This window comes from Methylocaldum sp., from assembly GCF_035627495.1.
In the GTDB taxonomy this organism is placed as follows: domain Bacteria; phylum Pseudomonadota; class Gammaproteobacteria; order Methylococcales; family Methylococcaceae; genus Methylocaldum.
This window is the reverse complement of sequence record NZ_DASPLO010000127.1, coordinates 1-22,164: the sequence shown is the minus strand read 5'-3', so window position 1 is coordinate 22,164 and position 22,164 is coordinate 1. Positions and strand designations below refer to the sequence as shown.

General features: G+C 58.1%; 18 protein-coding genes. 6 read left to right on the top strand and 12 right to left on the bottom strand.

Going from position 1 to position 22,164, the window contains the following annotated elements:
• Positions 1 to 224: 224 nt before the first annotated feature.
• From VEB01_RS10105 to egtB, 4 genes are read right to left on the bottom strand one after another with little or no spacing between them, the layout of a single operon-like run.
• Positions 225 to 2,732 carry an ABC transporter permease gene (locus tag VEB01_RS10105; RefSeq protein WP_324875077.1) on the bottom strand — a complete coding sequence of 836 codons (2,508 nt, stop codon included), beginning with the start codon at positions 2,730 to 2,732 and terminating at the stop codon, positions 225 to 227.
• Positions 2,732 to 3,436 (bottom strand): ABC transporter ATP-binding protein, encoded by a 705-nt coding sequence (locus VEB01_RS10100; RefSeq protein ID WP_324875075.1) that lies wholly within the window; start codon positions 3,434 to 3,436, stop codon positions 2,732 to 2,734. Before VEB01_RS10100 ends, VEB01_RS10105 begins: the two co-directional genes overlap by 1 nt.
• A 35-nt stretch (positions 3,437 to 3,471) precedes the next feature.
• Positions 3,472 to 4,443, bottom strand: coding sequence for an L-histidine N(alpha)-methyltransferase (egtD, locus tag VEB01_RS10095; protein ID WP_324875073.1), 972 nt, complete (start codon positions 4,441 to 4,443; stop codon positions 3,472 to 3,474).
• The gene (gene egtB, locus VEB01_RS10090; RefSeq protein WP_324875071.1) at positions 4,440 to 5,738 is read right to left on the bottom strand and encodes an ergothioneine biosynthesis protein EgtB; all 1,299 of its coding nucleotides are present in this window, start codon (positions 5,736 to 5,738) and stop codon (positions 4,440 to 4,442) included. The genes egtD and egtB overlap by 4 nt, the downstream gene beginning before the upstream one ends.
• 109 nt (positions 5,739 to 5,847) lie before the next feature.
• Between egtB and VEB01_RS10085 the strand changes: the two genes are divergently transcribed.
• A complete protein-coding gene (locus VEB01_RS10085) occupies positions 5,848 to 6,006 on the top strand; it encodes a DUF427 domain-containing protein (RefSeq protein WP_324875069.1) in 159 nt (52 codons plus the stop codon).
• A 258-nt stretch (positions 6,007 to 6,264) separates the two neighbouring features.
• Here the strand turns inward: VEB01_RS10085 and VEB01_RS10080 are convergent, their stop codons facing one another.
• Positions 6,265 to 7,416, bottom strand: coding sequence for a hypothetical protein (locus VEB01_RS10080; protein WP_324875068.1), 1,152 nt, complete (start codon positions 7,414 to 7,416; stop codon positions 6,265 to 6,267).
• The gene (locus tag VEB01_RS10075; protein ID WP_324875067.1) at positions 7,400 to 7,675 is read right to left on the bottom strand and encodes an acyl carrier protein; all 276 of its coding nucleotides are present in this window, start codon (positions 7,673 to 7,675) and stop codon (positions 7,400 to 7,402) included. The genes VEB01_RS10080 and VEB01_RS10075 overlap by 17 nt, the downstream gene beginning before the upstream one ends.
• Positions 7,676 to 7,727: 52 nt before the next feature.
• Between VEB01_RS10075 and VEB01_RS23220 the strand changes: the two genes are divergently transcribed.
• Positions 7,728 to 8,108, top strand: a complete 381-nt coding sequence (locus tag VEB01_RS23220; protein ID WP_324875065.1) for a hypothetical protein — start codon at positions 7,728 to 7,730, stop codon at positions 8,106 to 8,108.
• Between the two features lie 48 nt (positions 8,109 to 8,156).
• Here VEB01_RS23220 and VEB01_RS10065 read toward each other — a convergent pair whose 3' ends face one another.
• From VEB01_RS10065 to VEB01_RS10050, 4 genes are all read right to left on the bottom strand, one after another.
• Positions 8,157 to 9,761, bottom strand: coding sequence for an amino acid adenylation domain-containing protein (locus VEB01_RS10065; protein ID WP_324875063.1), 1,605 nt, complete (start codon positions 9,759 to 9,761; stop codon positions 8,157 to 8,159).
• Positions 9,762 to 9,765: 4 nt separating this feature from the next.
• A complete protein-coding gene (locus VEB01_RS10060; protein WP_324875061.1) occupies positions 9,766 to 10,824 on the bottom strand; it encodes an LLM class flavin-dependent oxidoreductase in 1,059 nt (352 codons plus the stop codon).
• A gap of 505 nt (positions 10,825 to 11,329) precedes the next feature.
• Positions 11,330 to 13,399, bottom strand: a complete 2,070-nt coding sequence (locus VEB01_RS10055; protein ID WP_324875059.1) for an iron-containing redox enzyme family protein — start codon at positions 13,397 to 13,399, stop codon at positions 11,330 to 11,332.
• 2 nt (positions 13,400 to 13,401) lie between these two features.
• Positions 13,402 to 15,159, bottom strand: a complete 1,758-nt coding sequence (locus VEB01_RS10050; RefSeq protein WP_324875057.1) for a carbamoyltransferase family protein — start codon at positions 15,157 to 15,159, stop codon at positions 13,402 to 13,404.
• A gap of 18 nt (positions 15,160 to 15,177) precedes the next feature.
• Between VEB01_RS10050 and VEB01_RS10045 the strand changes: the two genes are divergently transcribed.
• On the top strand, positions 15,178 to 16,257 hold the full coding sequence (locus VEB01_RS10045; RefSeq protein WP_324875055.1) for a fatty acid desaturase: 1,080 nt from the start codon (positions 15,178 to 15,180) through the stop codon (positions 16,255 to 16,257).
• 9 nt (positions 16,258 to 16,266) lie between these two features.
• On the opposite strand, the gene VEB01_RS10040 is transcribed toward VEB01_RS10045, so the two are convergent.
• Positions 16,267 to 17,469 (bottom strand): cytochrome P450, encoded by a 1,203-nt coding sequence (locus VEB01_RS10040; RefSeq protein ID WP_324875053.1) that lies wholly within the window; start codon positions 17,467 to 17,469, stop codon positions 16,267 to 16,269.
• Positions 17,470 to 17,701: 232 nt separating this feature from the next.
• Between VEB01_RS10040 and VEB01_RS10035 the strand changes: the two genes are divergently transcribed.
• Both VEB01_RS10035 and VEB01_RS10030 read left to right on the top strand, forming a co-directional pair.
• On the top strand, positions 17,702 to 18,439 hold the full coding sequence (locus VEB01_RS10035; protein ID WP_324875051.1) for a TerC family protein: 738 nt from the start codon (positions 17,702 to 17,704) through the stop codon (positions 18,437 to 18,439).
• A 25-nt stretch (positions 18,440 to 18,464) separates the two neighbouring features.
• Positions 18,465 to 18,890 carry a universal stress protein gene (locus VEB01_RS10030; protein ID WP_324875049.1) on the top strand — a complete coding sequence of 142 codons (426 nt, stop codon included), beginning with the start codon at positions 18,465 to 18,467 and terminating at the stop codon, positions 18,888 to 18,890.
• A 225-nt stretch (positions 18,891 to 19,115) separates the two neighbouring features.
• Here the strand turns inward: VEB01_RS10030 and VEB01_RS10025 are convergent, their stop codons facing one another.
• Positions 19,116 to 21,170 (bottom strand): TonB-dependent receptor family protein, encoded by a 2,055-nt coding sequence (locus VEB01_RS10025; RefSeq protein ID WP_324875048.1) that lies wholly within the window; start codon positions 21,168 to 21,170, stop codon positions 19,116 to 19,118.
• A gap of 704 nt (positions 21,171 to 21,874) precedes the next feature.
• Between VEB01_RS10025 and VEB01_RS10020 the strand changes: the two genes are divergently transcribed.
• Positions 21,875 to 22,164: ATP-dependent metallopeptidase FtsH/Yme1/Tma family protein (locus VEB01_RS10020; protein ID WP_324875078.1), on the top strand; the 290-nt coding region annotated here is incomplete at its 3' end.

The window sequence follows — 22,164 nt, the reverse complement described above, 5'->3', positions numbered from 1 at the left end:
CAAAAAAGGGGCTCGGACTCGCACAAGATGACGACCTCCGGCCGAAACGATGCCTCGGTTGGGGGCAAAATAACAACAGTATCCTGATATCGACTCAACAACGGCCCACTCGGGGTCGAATATCGCCGTCTCAAACCGGTTATTCGAGGTACCCAATACCATCCGTTCCCAGACGTTCGACGTCAAGCGCTGGGCATGTTGGTTTTAGCTTAACGCTATTGGCGTCACTCCTCCCTCAACGCCAATGCCGGAGTTAGTTTGCCAGCTCGCCATGCCGGATAAAGCCCGGCGATCAATGCCGCCGTAATCGCCAGGATCGGCGCTTGCCAAAGCCATCCGCCGGAAACCGTTAAGTCCATGCTCCAGCCGAAGGAGCGAAGGTTGATTACCTTGACCAGCGCCAGGGCCAGAACGAATCCCAGAGGCAAGGCGAAAACCCCGGCGCAAAAGCCCATGAATCCGGTTTGCGTCAGCACTAGGACCTTCAGTTGCCGCGGTGTCATACCTAGCGACCGGAGTACGGCGAATTCCCGCGTCCGTTCGAGCTGTATCGCCAACAATGCGCTCAAGATGCCGATCAGCGCGACGCCGATGGCGAGCAGCCGCAGCATATGCGTGACGGCGAAAGTGCGTTCGAAAAATTCCATGGAGGCTTCCCGAATTTCGCGGTTCGAGCGGATCAACGCGGTGCCGGCTTGTTGAACCAGATTCTGTATCTTCGGCCTCATCGCTTCTACCGCAACATCTCCAGCGAGATAAATGCCGAGAGAGGTGACGCCTGTATCGTTCCACAGATCCGCGTAAATGTCCCGCCGCAGAACTGCGAGTCCCTGATCCGAGCGGTAATCGAAAAAAATTCCGCCGATGACGAATGGCCTCGGGCCGCGTGGTGTGCTCAGCGTCAACGAATCGCCCGGCTCCAGCCTGTGTCGCGTCGCAAAGGGCTCGGAGATTAGAAGCACCGGTTCGGCCAGAAAGCGTTTCCAAACCGTCTTATCGTCGGCCGACTTGAAGCGGAATGCCGGCGTTTCCGGGTACGCCGCCTGGAAAGCCAAAAGCTCGATGCGGCCTACGGAGGATTCGGCGAAGGTCCGGCGTCCGAGACTGAAACCCGCTACGCCGGGCAAACGAACGGCATCCTCCACCAGAGCGGAGGGTAAGGGCTCGTTCGCGATTCCGGATTCCGCAGGACGGGCCACATAGAGATCGGCCTGGAGCAGTTGTTCCAGCCAATCGGCGATGGTGAAGCGGAAGCTCTCCACCATCATTCCGACGCCGATTGCTACGGCCACGGAAACGGTCAGTGCGGCAGTCGCCAAACCGGTGCGGCTCAAAGCGGCGGATGTGCCGCGGATGGCCAGGCGGACGACGGGAGAGACGGTGCGCGGACACATTTCGGCGAACCCCAGCATCGCTACGGGTATGAAGAGAGCATAGCCTCCCGCCAGCAGGAATAGCCCGCCAATGGCCAGAATCAGACCGGCACCGGACCAGTTCAGGAGGAAAGCTCCCAGCATTGCGCACACCAGTCCCAGCAAAGTCAGTTTAGGCAGCCATCGGCGCACGCTCTGTTCGAGGCCGGAGCGCCGCTGGGCGCGGACCGGCCGGGTCGAAGCCGCGTCCAAAGCGGCCGGCAAAGCGGCCAATACCGAGGCCGAGATTCCGACCAACAGGCTGCGCAGCAAAGCCGCGGAAGAGACCGAAAACTCCGTTACCGTAACGACGAAATACATATCGTTGATGGTGCGGGTGATTTGATCCAGAAGACCGCGAGCCGCGACCAGCCCTAGCATCAATCCGAGCAGGCTGCCCAAGAGACCGAGCAGTCCGGATTCCAACAGGATTTCGCTCATGACCTGTTTGCGGGTCACGCCGACGATGCGGAGGTTGGCGAGCAGCGGGCGGCGTTGCAGCACCGCGAAGGTCATGGTGTTGTAGATCAGGAAGAGCCCAACCAGCAGCGCCATCAGGCTCATGGCTTTCAAATTGATTTCGAAGGCATGCGCCATTCGTGCCGTGGCGGTGTTTCGTCCGGCGGCATCGATTAAAGTGGCGTTTTCGGGCAGCGCGCCGCGCAGATTTTCCAGTTCGCCGGGATCGTCGGGCAAGACCAGGTCGATGCGATCGAGCCGGCCTATCTTGTCCAGTATCTCCTGGGCCGTGGCGATGTCCGCGAGCAGTAGACCTTCCAGGGCTGGAGCGGGCTTTTCCTCGGGATCGACATAGCCGATTATCCGTATCGTCTTCGGGGTGCCCGCGACGTCCACGGTCAGGCTGTCGCCGGGACCGATGCCGAGCCGCTGAGCGGTGATACCGGAAATCAGCGCCGTATCGGGCTCCGTCAGGAGGTCGATCAGCGCGACGAACGAGGATCGAGCAAGCCCTTGCCGTAACGGACCCTCGGCGAACGGATCGAAACCGGCGAGACGCAGGGTCTGGTCGCGCGCCCCGACATAGCCTTCTACGACCGGCGCCATCGGAACATCGGCTAAATCCCGCCTGAGCTGCGGATAAAGCGTTTCATCGAGATAGCCGGACCCGGCGACGATGTGGTGGGTGGTTTTGCCCGTCAGCGCGCTCATCGACATCTGAAAGGCGCGGCGCGAGCTCTCTATGGCCAGATCGACCGAAACGAGCATCGCCACCCCAAGCGCGATTCCGAAAACCGCCAGCACGAGCTGTAGCGGATGTCGGTAAAAATGCCGGCGATTGGCTTTGTTGAGCAGAGTCATCAGAACATGAGCTTGCCGTCGCAGAGTTCCCACACGGCATCGGCGCGTTCCGCCACTTCGCGGCTGTGGGTGGCGACCAGCAAGGTCTTGCCGCGCCGTCTGACGGTGTGATCGAGGAGATCAAGAATGTGCCGGCCCGTGGCGCTGTCCAGGTTGCCGGTCGGCTCGTCGGCCAGAATCAGCAACGGATCGTGCACCAGCGCCCGTGCCAGCGCGACCCGTTGCTGTTCGCCGCCGGAAAGCGAATCCGGATAGCTGTCATGCCGGTCACCCAAGCCGACTTCGTCGAGCAGCATTACAGCCCGGTGCCGGGATTCGTCGGCGGAAAAGCCGTTCAGTTCGCCAGGCAGGGCGACGTTTTCCAGCACCGTCAACGTGGGCAGAAGATTGAAGAACTGGTGGACAAAGCCGATATGCCGGCGCCGGAACAGCGTGCGCTCCGGTTCGCGCAAGCGGTTCAGTTCAAAGGTTTGGACGATGATCGATCCGGAGTCGGCCATATCCAGGCCGGCGATCAAATTCAGCAGCGTCGATTTTCCCGATCCGCTCTGGCCCAGCAAGGCCACGAAGCGGCCCTCGCCGATTTCTCCGTCGATGCCCCGCAGCACCGGGCGCAGCCGGTCGCCTTCCCGATAGCTATGGGTCACGCCGCGGATCGTCAGCAGCGTTCGTTCAGGATGTATCGCTGGATTTTCGAGATGCAAACGGAAATCGCTTTTGGTAAATGCCCGCCGTCGCTCTACGCCGGTAAGTCGAAGTAGTGCACGCTGAATAGATCGCGTTCGTCACGCCAGCACCCGGCGGCTCTGAATCCTGCATTCCGAGCAAGCCTCTGAAATTCTTTGACAGTGTATTTATAGGAGTTTTCCGTGTGTATGGATTCTCCCTCGGCGAATTTCAAAACTTCTCCGGCTAGCTGGATCTCTTGTGCGCCGCGGCTGATCAGGTGCATCTCGATCCGGCTTTCCCCGGCATTGTAGAAGGCGTAATGATAGAAGTTGCCCGGATCGAAATCGGATTTCAGCTCGGTATTTATACGGCGCAGCACGTTCAGGTTGAACTCCCGAGTCAAGCCCTGCGCGTCGTTGTAGGCCCGGTGGAGCAGTGCCGGATCTTTCCTAAGATCGACGCCGATCAGCAATCCACCGTCCGGCTCGACGAGCCGGGTGATTTGGTGGAGAAAAACCAAGACGTCTCCGGGTTCGAAATTGCCGATGGTGGAACCGGGAAAGAATACGACTTTTTTCGATTCGGACGGGAGCCGGGGAAGCTCCAAGCGTTTCAGACCGCCGGTGTAGTCCACGCACATCGCATGAACGTTTAGCCAGGGATAAGCGGCCTTGAGCGCCTGAACGGAGACTTTCAGATGATCCTTTGATATGTCCAACGGCATGTAGGCGGATGGCCGCAGGCTTTCCAGCAAGAGCTGCACTTTTTGGCTGTTACCGCTGCCCGGCTCGATGAGGATGCAGTTTCTGCCGACGACCTCGGCGATCTCGGCGGCGAAATTTCGGAGGATGCCGATTTCGGTGCGGGTCGGGTAATACTCGGGCGTTTCGCAGATGGTTTCGAACAATTCGCTGCCCCGTTTATCGTAGAACAGTTTTGCCGGGAGCCGTTTTCTTGGGCTAAGCAGACCGTTCAATACCTCGTTGAGAATAGCTTCCTGTGCCGGTTCCCGATCGAGAAAGCGGATGCGCCGGGCACTCATGAGGCATCCTCCGCTAGGCGTATGCCTGAAAACTGCCAGCGGTCAGGGGGATAGAAGAAATTCCGGTAAGTAGCGCGGATGTGCGACTGGGGTGTCGCGCAGGACCCGCCGCGGAGCGTCATCTGGTTGCACATGAACTTGCCGTTGTATTCGCCCAGCGAGCCAGCCAAGGGTTTGAATCCGGGGTAGGGCGCATAGGTGCTTTGGGTCCATTCCCAAACGTCTCCGAAAATCTGCGCTATGCCGCTTTCTTCCATTCCGGAAACGGCGGCGGGATGATAGCGGCCCGATTCCCGAAAATTTCCCCGGATCGCACAGCGGGACGCGGTGCACTCCCATTCCGCTTCCGAGGGAAGGCGCTTGCCCCGAAAGCGCGCATAGGCGTCCGCTTCGTAGAAGCTGACGTGGCAAACGGGTTCATTCCTGTCGAGCCGCCGCATTCCCGCCAACGTCATCAGCCACCATTCGCCTTCGACGACTTCCCAATACAGCGGTGCCCGCCAACCGCGCTGCTTCACCGCAGCCCAACCGTCGGAAAGCCACAAATCCGGGCGGCGGTAACCTCCGGCCTCGATGAACTCCAGGTATTCGCCATTGGTGACGAGACGCGAAGCGAGGCGGTAATCCCTTAGATAGGTATTGTGGCGGGGCGTTTCGTTGTCATATGCGAAACCGGAGCCCGTATGGCCGATCTCTTTAAGACCGCCGGCATATTCCAGCCATTCCGGTGCCGGCGCTTCCGGAGCCTTTGGATTCTCCACCGGGCGGTAGGCCAGGCGGAGGGGATTGACGGCGAAGTTGTATTTGATGTCGGTGAGCAGGAGTTCCTGATGCTGCTGCTCATGATTCAAGCCGAGCACCAAGCGCAAGGCGATGTCGTCCCAATCCGAAGCCGGCGGGTCAACCAGCAATTCACCCATGGCCTGGTCCACGTAAGCACGGTAACGGTAGATGTCCTCCACCGTCGGCCGCGCCAAAAGGCCTCGCTGCGCTCTGGGAAAAAAGGTGCCGACGGTTTCGTAATACGAGTTGAACAAATAACCGCAACGCTCGTGGAAGACCCGGTAGGATTTCAGGTACGGGACGAGCAGGAAATTCTCGAAGAACCAAGTGGTGTGGGCCAGATGCCACTTCGGTGGACTGACGTCCGGCATCGCCTGGATAACGTACTCCTCGACGGCCAACGGAGCGCACAAGGTTTCGCTGTCCTTGCGAATGGCCCGGTAATCCTCGAGCATGTTATCGGCCGTATTCTCTTTATGCGCAAAACGAGCCGAGCGGTCGGCTTGTATCATGGTTTTACCTCCCTGGATCGCAGGGGGCATTCTAAAACGCCAAACCTTTCATGGCTAACCGTAGTCTTACTACACCGAGACGTAAATTGCTGCTTCAGAGGATAGGGCTATGGCCAGAGCGATTTGGAACGGTGCGGTGCTGGCGGAAAGCAACCGTTGCAAGATTGTCGAGAACAACCATTATTTCCCGCCCGAAGCGGTTCATTGGGAGCATTTCAAGGACAGTACAACACATACAGAATGTCCCTGGAAAGGAAAGGCGAGTTAGTACGATGTGATGGTGAACGGACAGCGCAGATGCCGCTTGGCATTACTTCCGATCTCAAGCCTGCCACCGGGCAGATCAAGGGCTATGTCGCATTTTGGCGGGGACCGGCCCACAAGACCACATCCAGATTGTCACCGAGCTGTATTGCGGAATAGACGATGTTATGGCAAATGGGCGCAAGCATCCCCGCACGGAGCTCTCGAATCACACCGGCCGTGGAAATTTCCACCGACGGAGGTGCAGCCGATCCACCGGAAATTAGAGCCGTTCGAAAAACCCGGTCCACCACTCGCCGTCGGCCCGTGTCAGAAAGGCTTGCCCCGCATGAATAGCGTAGGCCGCGTCGCTTTGGCGGGAGTGTATCAGGGCCAGCGTCGGCGCCCGGTAATAGGTCCGGCAGCGGTGACGGTACAGAGAATCGGTAAGTCCGGCCTCCAGCCGGCCTTGTACAGCGGTTGCGCCCCGGCGGTCGGCGTCGGCCAGAAGGCACATGAGAAGCTGGTCCTTCTTGTTCTCGGCCGCGGCGATTTGCATCACCGCCGCGATTCGGCATGGCGACAGGTAATAAAGATACCAACCCAGCATCTTGCCGCTCGGGTCGTGGACTTGCCTTCCCACGAGCGAACCTCGCGAGGTGACGCGCGACATCTCGTCCAGCAGCCAGATCAAATAGGATTCGTCGTAATCGGGCCGCAGCCGCCATTGTGCCGATAACCGAGGCCAAGCCGCAGCCATGGCCTTCGGAACGAGATCTTCCTCTTCCAATTCTTCATGCACCGGTGGAGGACGCAGCACGCCTTTTTTCACAAGACGCCGCGCTGCACTATCGAACAGCGCCGATAGCGGCCGGCAGGCAGTGACGACGGGCTTGAGCGCAGGCCTTTTTTGGGCGATGTAGTCGCCGGCGTGTTCCGCCGGGCGCAGCAACCGCCTCCAGCCGAGGCAGTGTAGATGCGCAACCTGCCCTCCCAATTGTTCCCACAGATAACGTGCCTCGTCATTTGCACCATCGGTGATCGACAGATCCTGCGGACCGCTAAGAAACTGCCGCAACAGAAATACGCCCGCGCCCTTTGAGCGGACCTCCGGCAGGGTGGCGAACGGGCCGCTGCAGGCCATCCGTATCGGACGGCCGTCGAAAATCATGCGCCGCACGAACACTCTCAGGAAACCGGCAATGCGGCCCTGGGCATCCTCGTAAACCAGCGGTGGAATGCCGGGGTCATAGCCGGGCGAGTCCAGGCACAAGCGGCGGACATAATCGACCAATTCGTCCGACGGTGCGGCACGACCGGAGCGGAATACCTGCTCCAACACTCCCGCTACGGCCGCCGTGTCATCGGGCGTGAGCGGGCGGATCGCTTGCCGCCGCAGAGTCTGCGGACGGGCCGGCTCAAGCCGCGTCAACATCGGAGAGATTCCGGTAGCGTTCGATGTAAGCGGCAATCTGGCTCACGGTGCGAAAATTTTCCAGGTTTAGATCGAGATCATCGATCGACACCGAGACACCGAACTCCCGCTCCAACGCCACGATCAGATTGACGAGCAGCAAGGAATCCAGAAACCCACCGTCCATCAGGTCGGTATCGGGTTCGGGAACTTCAATATTCAGATGAGCGGCAAACAGGCGAGTGACCGCTTGTGCCAATAGATAGGCGTCTTGATGCATTTTTCTCCCTCTGGTGCTCATGAGTCAGTAAATCAAACAGCAGGCGATCGACGTGCCGATCGCCGAGCCGATGGCAGCGCCGTTGCCGGCCGATCGGCCGAAAACCGGTCTTCTCCAGAACTCGAATCGACAAGGCTTACGCCGCCCAGGCGGTGACCGCTTGCAGTCCCAGGCATCCGAAGCCGTGATCCAGCAACTGCCGGACTGCCTGGCTCGTGTAACCGTGGGCGGCGTAAGCCTTGTCGCCCAACACGTACCACAGGGTGGCCGTCTTGAATACGGACGTAATGTTGCCGAGGCCGACGACGCCGATTGGCGTTCGCTTCCTTCCGGCGCGAAAAGGCGCAAGCAGTGGATGTCCCGCTGGATCATCACCCGCAGCATGATCGGCGTCAGGATTTGCACGTCGCTACCGAAATCCAGCCAGCGATAGTTCTCTTCGGACGCCGGCCATTCGGCAACGGTCTGCAGCCACTTGCCGTCAAGTTCCCATAGCGGTGTCATGCTGGAAGAGCTTCCGCAGTTCGGGCCGATCGGTTTTACCGTTAGCATTCTTGGGCAATTGCTCAAACGCCATCCAGCGCATGGGGAGCGCATAACCGGGCAAGAACCGGGATGCCTGCTGCCGCAATCGCGGCGGCGAAACGTCGTGGCCCGGTAGCGGAACATAGGCGCAGCAGATGGCGTTGCCCTCGAAACTGTCCGTGGGCACGGCAACGATCGCGCACTCCGCGACGCATTCGAGCGCATGGAACGCCGCCTCGACCTCTCCTAATTCGATTCGGTAGCCACGACTCTTGATCTGGGTGTCGGCTCGTCCCAGAAAGTAGAGCAGGCCATCCTCGTCATGCCGCGCCAAATCGCCGGTCTTGTAGATGCGATCTTCGGGTCTGACCGCGCGAGGATGGGATAGAAACGCCGCGGCCGTCTTGTCCGGGTCCTTCCAGTAACCGGGACTCAGGCCCGCTCCCCGGATGTACAAATCGCCGGTTTCGCCGGGCGGCAATTCGTTCAGGTCTTGGTCCAGCACCAGCAACTCCTCGCCGGCGCAGGCCGTGCCGATGGGGATGGCGGCACGCTCGTCTCGAGGGCATTCGGGCATGGTGTAATAACTGCTCGCGATGGTGGTCTCGGTTGGACCGTAAAGATTGGTGAACCGGACATGCGGCAGTCGCTGCATGAAATGGATGAGAGTGGGGGTAGGCAATACCTCTCCGCACCATAACATCCGTTTGAGCATGGGAAAGTCGTTTGGCATCACGACGCCGTGCTTAGCCATGAAGTTCAATACCGACGGGACCGAAAACCACTGGGTCAACTCGGCTGAGCGGATGAATTCGGCCAGTTTGTGCGGCAGCACATTGAGCGTCGGCGGAATCATGTGCAACTCAGCTCCCGCCGAGAGCGTGCCATAGATGTCGAACGTGGATAGATCGAAATGCAAGGGTGTATGGCCCGATATCCGATCGCCGGCTTCGATGCCGAAGTAGCCACGGGCCCATTCAACGAAGGCGATCACGCCACCGTGAGTGATGACCACTCCCTTGGGAACGCCGGTCGAACCCGAGGTGAACAGGATATGGGCGTTGTCACGGGCGGTATTTTCGTATTCCGGTGGCGTGGAAGGATAGGTATCCACTTCGGTCATATCGAAACAGCTGGTGAATTGCCCTCCTTCCAAAGGGCGTCGCTCGATCGAGCCGATCGACATGGGGCAGCCGCCGATCTCTTCAAGGATCTCGTCCAAAAGCTTCACCGCTTCCGCCGAGACCAGTGCGCCCCAGGGTTCGGAGATCCGGATCATCCGAGCCAGCCTCGCGGCGGGGCTGCCCAGATCGATCGGCACGTAGACCGCGTCCGCCTTGAGCACCGCCAGCATGGCCACCACGGCCATGGGCGACTTGGGCACCATAAGACAGACACGGTCGCCGCGGCAGCAGCCGGCCTCGCGCAAACGCCACGCGAGCTTCGAGCTAGCCCGGTCCAGCTCGCCGTAGGTCAACAATGAGCTTCCCAGGGTAATGGCGATAGCGTTCGGACGCAGTTCGGCCTGTCGGGATACGTAATGTTGTAGCAGTTCGGGCATGGCTTTAAACTCTCAGGGCTTCGCGAAAAACGATGGCCGTGTGTTCCAGTTCCTCCTCGGTGGGCGGGATGTCCAGGACAAAGGTGCGATAGCCGAGCCCGATGTAGCTCGCTATTTCTTGGGCCACCCGCTCGTAGCTGCCCACCAGATAAGGACAAAACGTCTGATAGTTGTGGAATGGGCCTAGCCAGTACGGGTTTTCGCCGGCTGCATCCCCGGTACGTGCGGAAAGCTGCTCGTGCCAGGCGGAGTCCGACACCTTGGTGGCGAGTTGATGGGTTAACTGTCCTTCGCGGCTCTCCGGAAAGCGCTCACGGGCAACCTGCCATGCCTGTTCGGTCGAGGGACGCGCTACGATGCCCACTCGAACGCCGCAGGAGACCTCGACATCGCTTCCTACGCCGTGCTCTTCGTGCGGAGCCAGCGGGTACTTGATCGCCGTCGCGCCGATGGCGTGAGCCGCCGCCATGCCCGCCTCCGACGAGCCCGATATCAGAATGCCCGGCCACAGCGGCCGGGGCAGCGGCGGAAACATCCTCAGATTGTGGACGCGGTAATACGTTCCCTCGAAGCTCACGCCCGCAGGGCTCTCCAGCAGTTGCCGGATGATCGTCGTATACTCGACCGTACGCGCATAGCGTTCGTCATGGGGCGTCGAATCACCGAGGGCCAACAGATCGGTGCGGAATCCGCCGGCCAACATGTTCAGATAGACACGCCGCCCGTACAGAAAACCGAGCGTCGCTACCTGCTTGGCTGCCGTATAGGGGTGCATGTAGATCGGCTGGACGGCCACCAGCGGACATAACGAAGTGGTATGTCCCAGAATCACCTGGCTCACCATCCACGGATCCACCAGAGAGTTATCGGTGTAGACCAGAATGCCGCGGCATCCTATGCTCTCGCTCCAGCGGGCCACCTGGATTACCTGCTGCAGGTAGGTTTTCGGATCACCGGTATTGGATTGAGGGCAGGTCGAGAAGACGTCGATCGTGTCGAAACCGATGCGGCATTCGCTCGGGAAGCCTGCGGCAGGTGCACTGTTGCTCTGAATCTGCGACATAAAGCCTTCCTTGGACGTGTCTTGTTGATAAAAAGCCGGTTTAGCGTAAGCCTGGTAAGCGCATCCGCTTTACCGCTTTGCGTACGATCTTGTCGGCCGGAATAAGCCCTTCGGCTCGGCTCAGGAAAGGCTCCGCGTTCCCGGCGGACCGGCGCCGCACTGCGACATAGAGCCTTCCTTGGACATAGATTTACAGACAGTTGAAAAAAAATGAAAAAAACAATTCGGCGTAAGCCGAACAGCTATTGTTTTTATTGATCGAGCAGTTAAATCATGATCGGGTTTCCAGCTTTTCCAATCCAGTGTCAGTGAATTGCATGGGCTAAGAATCTTCGTCTAATTGCCTGAGCAATGAGCTTATATAAGCTTCTGATGGCGCGATCTCACATCCGTACGCTCACTTATTTCTTTCGGATCAGTTTTAGCCAAACTAAGCGTTTTGAAATGCTGTGCGGCAAAAGGAAATAGGTTGGCTGTGGGGCGACGGTCCGGGTATCTCGATGCCTTAGAGTACCGTTAAGCGGTCGTTGAAATAGCGCAGCACTAATCGGACCGCCAGCGGCTGCATCGCGATGTTGAGCGACAAGTAGCCTAACCGGATTCTGCACCACGGCTCTTGGACGGCCGATAAACCTTCCCGCTGGCGTATCTGGTCCAGGTAAAGCAGGATGGCGTCCCTTGCGCTGGACGCATGTCCCGACGCCAGATTGTCGATGGTCTGATGGAGTTGGATGATAGCGGGATCGATGCGGTAATGGCGGAGAATATCTACGACCTGCATATAGCCGGCTCCGAGTCCGCTCAATTCAATGCCTAGGTTCAAACCCAGCAGTTCCGGAAAATAGAGCTCCTTAAGTTGCCCGATGGCCAGCATGTAAACGGGCAGTTCGAAGGCGGCATCGGTAAATCTTCGGTCCTGAGCGAAGTCCTCGGTTTCGAACTCAGGAAGAGCCAAATCCAAACTTTCCAGCAGCCGGCGATAGACGTTGGCGTGATTCCGCTCCGGTTTGCCGTTTCCCAGCTCGTCGGCATAGATATGCAATAAATGCTGTTGGACTTCGTCGAGTTTTTCGGAGGCCGTAGGGATGCCGGCCAGCCAGCAGCCGTCCACCAGAATGGACGGCGCCAATTGCAGAATCGCCCAAAGGCAAAACTCCCGGCTGATCTTGGGATCGGCGTTCAAAGGTCGGTAGCGCGCCGTTTCCTGCCGGTAGATAGCCTCGATCCACTGGCTGAAAGTCGTCGGATCGTAAGAGCGCAAAGAGTGGTAAGCCGGTCTCAGCAAGTCCAGCCACCGGCTGCGGCGAAGGATGCGCTCCACGGCTATCGCGGCTTCGGGTGGGCAGTCGGTGGCGGATTCGGCGTGGAGTAGGGCGGTGAAAAGCCGGCGGCGGTTTAGTGTGCGATCTGCGGTCGCGTGTTTCCCTGGCCGATGACTTAGATTCCTTTGGTTCTGCCCCGTACTGGGTTCGGGTGCGGAGCGGAGAGCCGTGCCGGTAGCGTCGACCTGTTCCGCCTCTGCATCGGGATTTTCAATCCAATTAAGACATAACCGCCGTTCCTCGGCGCTGAACACGCCGAACATGGGGCCGCCGAAGTCCATGGCGCGGATCAACCGGCCGGCGACCGGGCACTGCATATCTACATAGGGGGAGTCGCGCAACGCTTCGAGCAAAGGTCCGGGATCGTCCTCGCCCTGCGCCAGCCATTGATCGAGGCTTCGCTCTTGGAGCATCACCCGGCGGTGGTAGGCAACGGCATACGGGCGTTTGGCTCGGACGATGTCGGCCATCGCGTCGGCAGCCGTTTGGTGCCGATTCCGGCTGGCGGCAAAATCGCGCAGAAGCGACTCGAATGCGTGGCGGTAGAGGTGCCAACCGGCACTAAGGCGTTCCGAGGTGCCTTGTTCACGGACGTAGGACTCCAATGCAGCCGAGGCCAAGGGGCGGGCATCGTCTAGAAATCGTTCTCGTGCCGAGGTCCAAGCGGCTTCCGGAGGACCCACCAGCGAAGCCCACCAATCGGAATCCAGCCAATAATGCGCGAGGGTATAGCCCAGCAGTTCGGGAAAGAAGGTTCGCGGTCTGTGCATCAAGCCGAGCTGGATACAAGGAATGTGCAATGCGAATTCGGGGAAACGTCGGTTATTAAAAAAGCTTGGGCTGGATAGCGGCGGGAGGCTTATGCCCAAACCCGTCAGGAGCGCTCGAAAGTGCAGGGGGAGGGACGGTGAGTCATCCTCCAGCCCGATTATCCGGCAGTAAAGCGCGAATAAATGACTGTGCACCGGCAAATGGCCTGTGGCCGGCTGCGATGCACGGGCCAACCATGCTCCTTCGAGCAGCATGCTGGGACCGAGGGCTAAAAAGAACAATCGCGACTCGGTAATGTCGCCGCCGCTCGGCATGGTGGCGGGCATCCACGTCTCGAACGGAGTTTCCGGTGGGCTTTGCTGTCCTTTAGCCCCGGCCAAAGCGGTTCTCACGAAATCTTCGGCCGTTCGCAGGATTTCTCGGTCGGGAGAGCCATTCAGGAGAGTCTGGCAAAGCGAGCGAAGATCGGGCTGGGTAGTCACGGCTAAACACCGGGTTTAGTGAACAGATAATCATCAATGACGAGGGCGTCCAGGCCGGAGCCGAGAAATACGCTGGCGGCGTCTTCCACGCTGTGCACGATGGGTTTGCCCATGACGTTGAAGCTGGTGTTGAGCAGTACCGGTACGCCGGTTCGCCGATGAAACTCGCCGAGCAGGGCATGAAAGCGCGGATTCCAGTCTTGCTTGACGGTTTGCAGCCGACCGGTGCCGTCGGCGTGGACCACGGCGGGTACCTGGTCCCGGACGACCGGCTTGAAGCGCAGGGTGCGGTCCATGTAGGGGCTTTCCTGATAGTCCTCGAAGAAATCGGGACCATGCTCGTGCAGAATCGCCGGGGCATAGGGGCGGAAGCGCTCGCGGAATTTCACGTCGCGGTTGATGCGTTCGCCCATGTCCCGCGGCCGGGGGTCGGCCAGGATGGAACGGTTGCCCAAGGCGCGGGGGCCGAATTCGGCGCGCCCTTGAATCCAGCCCAAAATATTTCCCTGGGCCAACAGGTTGGCGGCAGCGGCTATTACGGCGCCGTCCGGTAAGTGTTGAAACGGAAGTTGCGCATACCGGGCGAGGCGTTCAACGGTATCGGCCTCGATACGGCTGCCCAGATAGGGCGAAAGGCAGCGGGGCTCCAATCGCTTTCCCGGATGGTCCTCGTGAAAGGCCAGCAAGGCCGCGCCGAGCGCCGTTCCGTCATCGGCTGGAGCCGGAGGCACGTAAAGAGATTTGAACGGCGTACTGGCTAATAGCTGGCCGTTGCAGACCGAGTTGAGCGCGCACCCTCCCGCCAAGGCCAGATTATCGAAAGGAGCGAATCGATGGAGGTTGGCGATGAGCCGGTTGACGATGTCCGTGAAAAACTCCTGGCCGGTGTGGGCCAGATTGGCGACGGCTTCCGGCGGTTGATCCGGGCGGCGCCGGCGGCTGTTCAGACGTTCCAGATACTCGAAGAATTGGGCGTAGTCGGGCACCAGGCGCAAGCCCTCGATTCGCATCGTGCCCTGCAGCCAGCTCAAGACTTCCTCGTCAACCTGGCCATAGGAGGCTAGCCCCATGACTTTCCATTCCTCGCCGCCCATCCAGTCGAAACCGCATAGCTCGGTGAGCTTCATATAGTAGAATCCCAGGCTGAGCGGACCGCGCGCCTCGAAGACCGGTTCCAGGCGCCCGTTGCGATAATCGAAGAACGCCATGGAGCCTTCCTCGCCATAGGAATCGATCACCGCGCAACCGGCTTCATCGAAAGGACTGCCGTAACACGCCAGCGCGGCATGGGTCAAATGATGGTCGTAATGGCGGAAGCGGACGGACACGCCGGGAAAGCCGCGGTGTACTGCACGCGCCAGGTTGATCCCGATCCGCCTCGTGGCGTGGTGCTGGCAGGCCAGCATGTGGTGGATCTGATGCATTTCCAGCCACGTGGTAAGCCGACGTCCCTTGCCGTTCAGGATGCCTTGGGGCGACAGCCAGCCGAGCAGCTTTGCGAACCTTTCGTAAAGCGGGCGGGATTTGCGCCAGTTGCAGGCGACGACGAATTCGCCGGCATCGCCGCAATATTCACTCAGGAGCTTAGGGAGAAGGTATAGGTTGTCCGGCTCGCAATTCAGGGCGCGCTTGTATTGAAGGTGGCGTTCGGTAGCCTCGGCGAACAAAATCTCGCCCGCATCGCTCAAAATGGACAGCGCCGGATCGTGATAGGTTGCGCCAAGGCCGACATAATATGTTCGGGTATCGTGTTTCTTCATTGCCGGTTCCAAGAGCCCATGTTCATTCTAACGAAAACGACGGGTGGAATTTCAGGATCAGTCCGTCTGCGGAATCTGTTGCCGCCTTGGTGGTGCGGTTTCGGCCTTAGTCTTCTGCTGCCGAGCTGCATTTTGGTGTTTTTCGCTACCGGCCCGCATCATGCTATGGCGGCTTTGGCCTGGACGCTTCCGATGTGCGCTCTCGTCGCGGCCGATCATTTCAGTCCCGCGGAACGGCGAGTGACGCCGGCCGACGCGCCGCGCTGGTTCTTCGACAGTATCCTGTACGGACTCGTTCTATTGCAGGTGTTGAACGTCCTTGCTTTGGGTTTTTTGGTATCGCGGTTGAGGTGGATCGGCCCGCCCGAAATCGCGAATAGCCTTGCCAATCTGTTCGCGGTGCGGGTCATGGTTGGAGCCAATTTTTGCTGTGCGGCTATTTGCCCCGCTCACGAACTGATCCACAGACGCCCGCGCTGGCAACGGATGCTGGGGCGGCTTCTGCTTGCTACTGTGTTTTACGACCATTTCGCGATCGCACACAAGAGGGCTCATCACGCCATGCTGGGCAGTGCGCTGGATCCATCCATCGCCCATGCCGGTGAATGCTTTGAGGACTTTTTCCGGCGCGTGGCGGTTCAGCAATGGCGGATCGCCTGGCAAGCGGATCGACAGACCTTTCTCTCGGGTGTGGCCGTCGAAGCAATCTGGCTGGCGGTTTACGTTTGGCTGTTCGGCCTTTTGGCGGCGGCGGTGTTTTTGCGTTGCGCCTATCACGCCGTACGGATCCTGGAATCCGTCAATTATTTCCAGCATTACGGGTTGACCGAAACATCCGGCCGATCGGCTCTGACCACCTGGCGCAACGACTCCGCCGTCAGTCTATTTCTGTTTCTGGGCCTCACGCGGCACGCCGACCATCATCGTCGCCCCGGAGTTCATTATCCTGAGCTACGTGCATTGGCCGAAGGGCCCATCATGCCTTATGGCTATTGGGGAATGACAGTGACGGTGCTGAGGCGCAACGAGTGGTACCGGGCTTGGGTGGATTCGCAAGAAAAGGCGTATAAGGACAATGGCAAGCGGACCGACTCATGATGATTCTCTCTACCAATAGGCCTCCAAATAATCCAAGCCGCGGATGGTGAGGGTCGGCTTCCACGACGGATTGTCGATATTCTCCAGCTGTAGCTGGGGCAGCCTGCGAAACAGGATTCCGAGGGCCGTTTCCAACTCGATGCGCGCGAGCCGGGCTCCCAGGCAATAATGAATGCCGCCTCCGAAGGGCAGCGTCTTTGAGGCCAATTCCGGACGCTCGATTAGAAATCGATCGGGATTCGAAAATACCTCCGGATCGCGATTGGCTGCACCGAGGTTGATGTAGACCGTCTCGCCCTGCTTGACGGTTACCGCGCCGATGGCGATATCCCGCATAGCCACGCGGGCGGCGATATGGACGGAGGTTTCGTAACGGAGACACTCGTTCACGACTTGGGGCAGCAATGAGAGATTTTCCTTAAGCAAAGCCAATTGATCGGGATGTCGGAATAAGGTCAAAAGCGCATTGCCGAGCATATTCGCCGTGGTCTCGTGTCCCACCAGAAACAGCAAGGCCACGCTGGCGATAATTTCATCCTCGTTCAGTCGATCTTCCCCTTCCTCGGCTTGAAGAAGCAAGGAAATCAGATCAGTGCCGGGATTCTTGCGACGTTTGCGGCAAACCGTGCGGAAATAGTCGTCGAAGTCTCGCGCAGCCCGGTTGGCGGCTTCGATTTCGGCTGGGCTGATCGGGCTCAATTCGAATACCTTGACCAGTGCCTGAGTTTCTTCCTGAAACCGGAGGCTGTCCTCAAGACGAATATCGAGGAGCGCGCAGATCACCCGAACGGGCAGCGGATACGCAAAAGTCTTTACCAAGTCGGTGCGGCCTTGCTCGATAAAGCCGTCCACCAGCCGATTGGCTTCCCGTTGGGCCAGATGGCGAAGTTCGGGTGCCTGTTTCACGCCGAACGCTTTGCTGACGAGCGTGCGCAGCCGAGTGTGCTCCGGAGGGTTCATCAGCAGCATGAAACGATTCACCATCTGAAAGGCCGGCTCCTTTACGGTGTCCGTTCCGTAGCGGCGGGCGACGCCGGCCAGAAAATCTTTGCCGAAGCCGGGATCCCGCAGAATCCGGTTCGCGTCCTCATGGCGTGTCGCCAGCCAAATACCGGGCATGAGAGGGCAAACCGGTGCGTCGTTACGCAACCTGGCGTAGAGCGGATAAGGGTCTGCAAAAAATGCGGGTGAGTTGAGGTTGATATTGAGCACGATGGGCCGATTCTGTCTTTGGGCTATTTTTGAGACTGCCGAAGATATCCGATCCACTTCAACTTTATAAAGGGCAGTTTTGCTGGCGCGGTTTCGGCAGCCAGTCTCGTTTCCGGCGCAACGTGTCCCAATCGCTTGCTACTTCGCCGTTACCCGGCGAAAATGGGAGGCAAAATAGCACTCGAAATTCCCTTACCTCATCAAGGCCAAACCTAGGCCGGAAGCAATACTCATGTCAGAACTTTTTGTCGATCCTCAATTCTGGATCGGACTTGGCGAGATCATTGTCGTCAATATCATTCTCTCGGGCGACAATGCCGTGGTGATCGCTCTCGCCGCCCGCTCGCTCCCGGAGCGGCAGCGCCAACTCGCCGTGATTTGGGGTTCTGTTGCCGCCATCCTGATGAGGGTTGTCCTCACCATAGTCGCGGTGGAAATGCTGAAGCTTCCTTACCTGAAGATCGTCGGCAGTCTGCTGCTTTTCTGGATTGCCCTACAGCTTCTCCTACCCGAGAGCGACGGCGGCGATGGCATCGACGACCACGATAATCTTATCGCTGCAATCCGGACGATTCTGATTGCGGACCTGGTCATGAGCCTCGACAACGTTATCGCTGTCGCGGCGGCGGCCAAGGGCGACGTACTACTCTTGGTGCTCGGCTTGGCAATCAGCATTCCGCTGGTGATTTTCGGCAGCACTATCATTCTGCGCCTTATGGACCGCTTCCCGGTGATCATCGTGCTCGGGGCGGCTTTGCTCGGATTCGTATCGGGCGAGATGTTGGTCACCGATCCCGCGTGGCCGGAAGCCGAAGGGCACTGGCTGCGCGAAGTTATCCCCATTGCCGGCGCCGTGCTGGTGGTTGTGGCCGGCAAGTGGCTGGCGAAGCGGAAGGCAACGATGGCCCCGCACCGGGTGGTGGATCTTGCCTCTCAAGACGAGCAGCCTAAATCGGGCAAAATCGGCTGACGCTGCTTTCTCAAGGAGAACACGAATGTTAAAAATGCTGGTTCCGGTCGATGGCTCCGAAAACTCGGTCCGTGCGGTCGATCATGTGCTCAAAAAGGTGGCCTGGTACAAGGACCCTCTGGAGATCCATCTGCTTAACGTCCAGTATCCGTTGCACGGGGAGGTGCGGATGTTCCTCGATAACGAAAAAGTCCGTAGCTTCCATCATGATGAAGGAGTTAAGGCCTTGGAGTCGGCGCGCAAACTTCTCGACAGTGCTAGGGTTCCATACGTTTTCCACATTGGCGTCGGAAACCCCGCCGAGGTGATCGTTCAGTACGCCAAAGAGAAGGGCTGCGATCAAATCGTCATGAGCGCTCGCGGACTCGGCTCGGTCGCGGCTTTGCTCATGGGGTCGGTAGCGACCAAGGTTATCCACCTGAGTGAAGTGCCCGTGTTGCTGGTGAAGTGATTCTGAGTGTGGACGATTATTCCCACGCATAATCGAAGAATCATGCGCGGTGCGGTCGAATTCCTCTGCTCCTGATGTCCTAATCTACCAGTTCCCAAACTTGCTCGATTATGAGCCCATTGGTCGGGAGGCAACGGGGCTCGCGGTCGAACCCGTCCGATCACAAGCTCCGTCGCCCCTGGTTTTCCCAATACTTAGCGGATATCTACCCGGCGCCTTGTATCGTTAAAAGCGGTATTCCACTCCGCCGAAGAACGCCCGTCCGTCGCCCGGGTAGAATTGTGCGGTATCGAGTCCGCGGGCATCGGCGATCACGCCGGTAGTTGCCGCATATTTTTCGTCGGTCAGGTTCTTCGCTTCGAAGTAGGCCGAAAATCCTTCTTTGGTTCTATAACCCGCGCGAAAGCCCATGAGCGCATAGGCGTCGGCGGACAAGGTGTTGGCCAAATCGACCGGAATTCGGGTGGCAGACCACTCTACGTTGGGGCCGGCGTAGAATCCCGACGGATGCTCGTAGCGAAGCTCCGTTCTCATGTAGTGTTCCGGAATTCCCGGTAACCGGTTGTTGCCGTAAGTCGGATCGTTGTCGAATCGGAAATCGTTCCACATGTAGGCTTGGCGCAGAACAATATCGTCTATGGGGCGTACTTCGAAACCGAGTTCGATACCTTGGTGCACGGTCGTGGAGTCGGCGTTTCGAGTGATGGTCGCTGTCACGGTAGGATCAGTCGGATCGCGGAGTTGAAGTAGTTCGTTCTCAACCCAGGCATGGTAATAGGATAAATCCCAATTGACGATGCCTTCCTTGCCACGAGTTCCGATTTCCACTGTACTGCCCCTTTGAGCCGTCAACTGAAGTGGAACGCCATTCCGTTGGGCGACCAGCTCGCCGAATGATGGGGGCTCGAAATTGCGGCTGAAATTCACATAAGCTTGGCTATTGCCCGTAAATTCCCAGCGCGCGCCGATTTTGGGGCTGACCCCGAAGTAGTCCTGATGATCGCTTTGATCCCCGTTGCTCAGGAAATAATCCGTGAATTCACGCGAGGCGTACGACAATTGAATCCCGGTAACCAAGGCCAGTTGGTGCAGGACGTAATGCTGATTTTCGCCGTAAAAATCGATATTGATCGCATCTTGTGTGCTATCGCCGGTTCTGGCACCCCGGCTGCCGAGGATATTGGTAAAACGGTTATCCTGCGTTCTGCCGCCGGTTGGATATAAACCTAAGGTGAAAATATTCTTGCGCCCGAACAAGTCGTTTTCATTGGTATAACGGATATTCGCGCCATAATCGTCGGAAGTCTGGTCCAGAACCTGAAAAATCGGATGATAAAGATCCTTGTAAGACCAGAAGCTGCTGATGTCGATACGCTGCTTGTCGTCCCATCGCCATGTGGTGGTGTTGCCGAGCCGCATTAAACGGAAGTCACGCTTCTGTCGGCCTCTCAGACTACCTGCGTTGGCTTGGGTCGGATCGTCTTCCAGCTGCGCTTTGGTCAAACTTCCCGGTAAGTTGGATTGGGTGTTTACATAGGTAACATAGAACCGAGTTTCCAGGTTTTCGTTGAACCGATAGCCGAAATTGCTGAAGATGCGTTCGTTTTCCTGTTCACTCCAGTTACGAAAACCGTTGGTGGAGAAGAAGGTTCCGGAGATATAGTAATCGGCATCGCCGATAACCTGTCCGGAGCTCACCTGTGCGCGATAGGTGTCGAAGCTGCCGGATTCGAAGCGTAGCTGTAAGGGAGACGCGGTGTATCCGGTCCGACTCACGAAGTTGATTGCTCCACCGAGAGTGGTCGAGCCGTACATGAGCGCATTAGCGCCGCGGTAAACCTCCACGTACTCGGCAGACAGAGGTTCTACCGCCTGCATATCGAAGCTTCCATCGGCGAGGTTTAGCGGAACCCCGTCCTGAAGGAGTTTGAGGCCGCGGCCGTGGAAGGTGCGTTGAATGCCGGAACCGCGGATCGAGATGCGAGATTCCTCGGCACCGAATCGCGGCTGCACGTACACGCCGGGAGAGTAGTCGAGGACGTCCTTAAGATTGGCGGCCCGACCCCTTTTGTAACTTTCGGCGTCGATGATGTCGACGCCGCCCGGGACCCGGTTAATCTGCTCCCGTGCGGTTTCAATATTCGGTACGGTCAATGCCTGGGGCGGTGTGTCGGCTTCGCCGGTTATGATCATGGTCGGTAGCTGGATCGGCTTATCATGATCTGCCCATGCCTTTTCCCCGATGGTCGCTCCGCTGCACAGGAGTGCGATTGTTCTCAAGTACCGTCTGTTCATGTTTTTTGAGTTTTTTGCTTTTAGTTTTTTGTGGTTGTCAGCTTAAGCAGTAATCGGGCCAAGCTGTCTACAGTCAAAAAATGGTGTGGCGCTTACGGGAGGAGGTAATGAGGATGTGTGAGATAACGCAATGGTGGCTGTTTAAGTGCGGCAAATGCCATGTTTGCGGAAGGCTCGATTAACGCCTTATAACTGCTGAGAAAGTTTTATCCCGATATTTTATTGAAAAAGAGGGTATAAGCTCGGTGTAAGTGGCTTGCCGAGACAATCGAAACTGTCTCTCTCGATTGTCTTCGAAGGGAAGCGAGCTCTAGTGGGTTGCCGGGCATTTCAAGGTTTTTTTGGAATTCTTTGCGGTTGATACACAACCTAAACCTGCCTAGGCTCTTCCCAGGCGTTGACAACTCGATATGTGGCGTTACAGGAGCGTAAAAAATGCCCTATGCCATGGATCGTTAGAGTACGGATGGTTGCGAGAGGCTGGCAGGTTTTCGGCTTGAAGTTGAAAAATGAACCATCTTGAATGCACGTAGTCGAAAAACCGGGGAGAGGGAGGCAGATGCAGGCTTCTAGGATTGGCCTTGCCCGATTGCTTGAAGCATTTACACCGGGCGATATCCTGATAGTATTTGTAAACTATTTTAAAAATGGTCGGATTTATCCGACGAGGAAGCAAGACCGTGAATGACATGTTGAAGAACATAATCCTGTGGGTGGTCATCGCCGTCGTTTTGATGTCGGTTTTCAATAATTTTGGCTCCCGAAAGTCAGTCGATTCGACCATGTCGTATTCGCAGTTCATCGCAGCGGTGAACGAGGGACAAGTAAAGCAGGTGAATATCGATGGTCAGATGATCCGAGGCATGCTCGGAACCGGCGAGAAATTCACCACTTACAGTCCTGGCGACGACCACCTGGTTGACGACTTGTTGAAGAATCACGTCGAGATCAAGGCCCAGCCGCCGGAATCCCAATCACT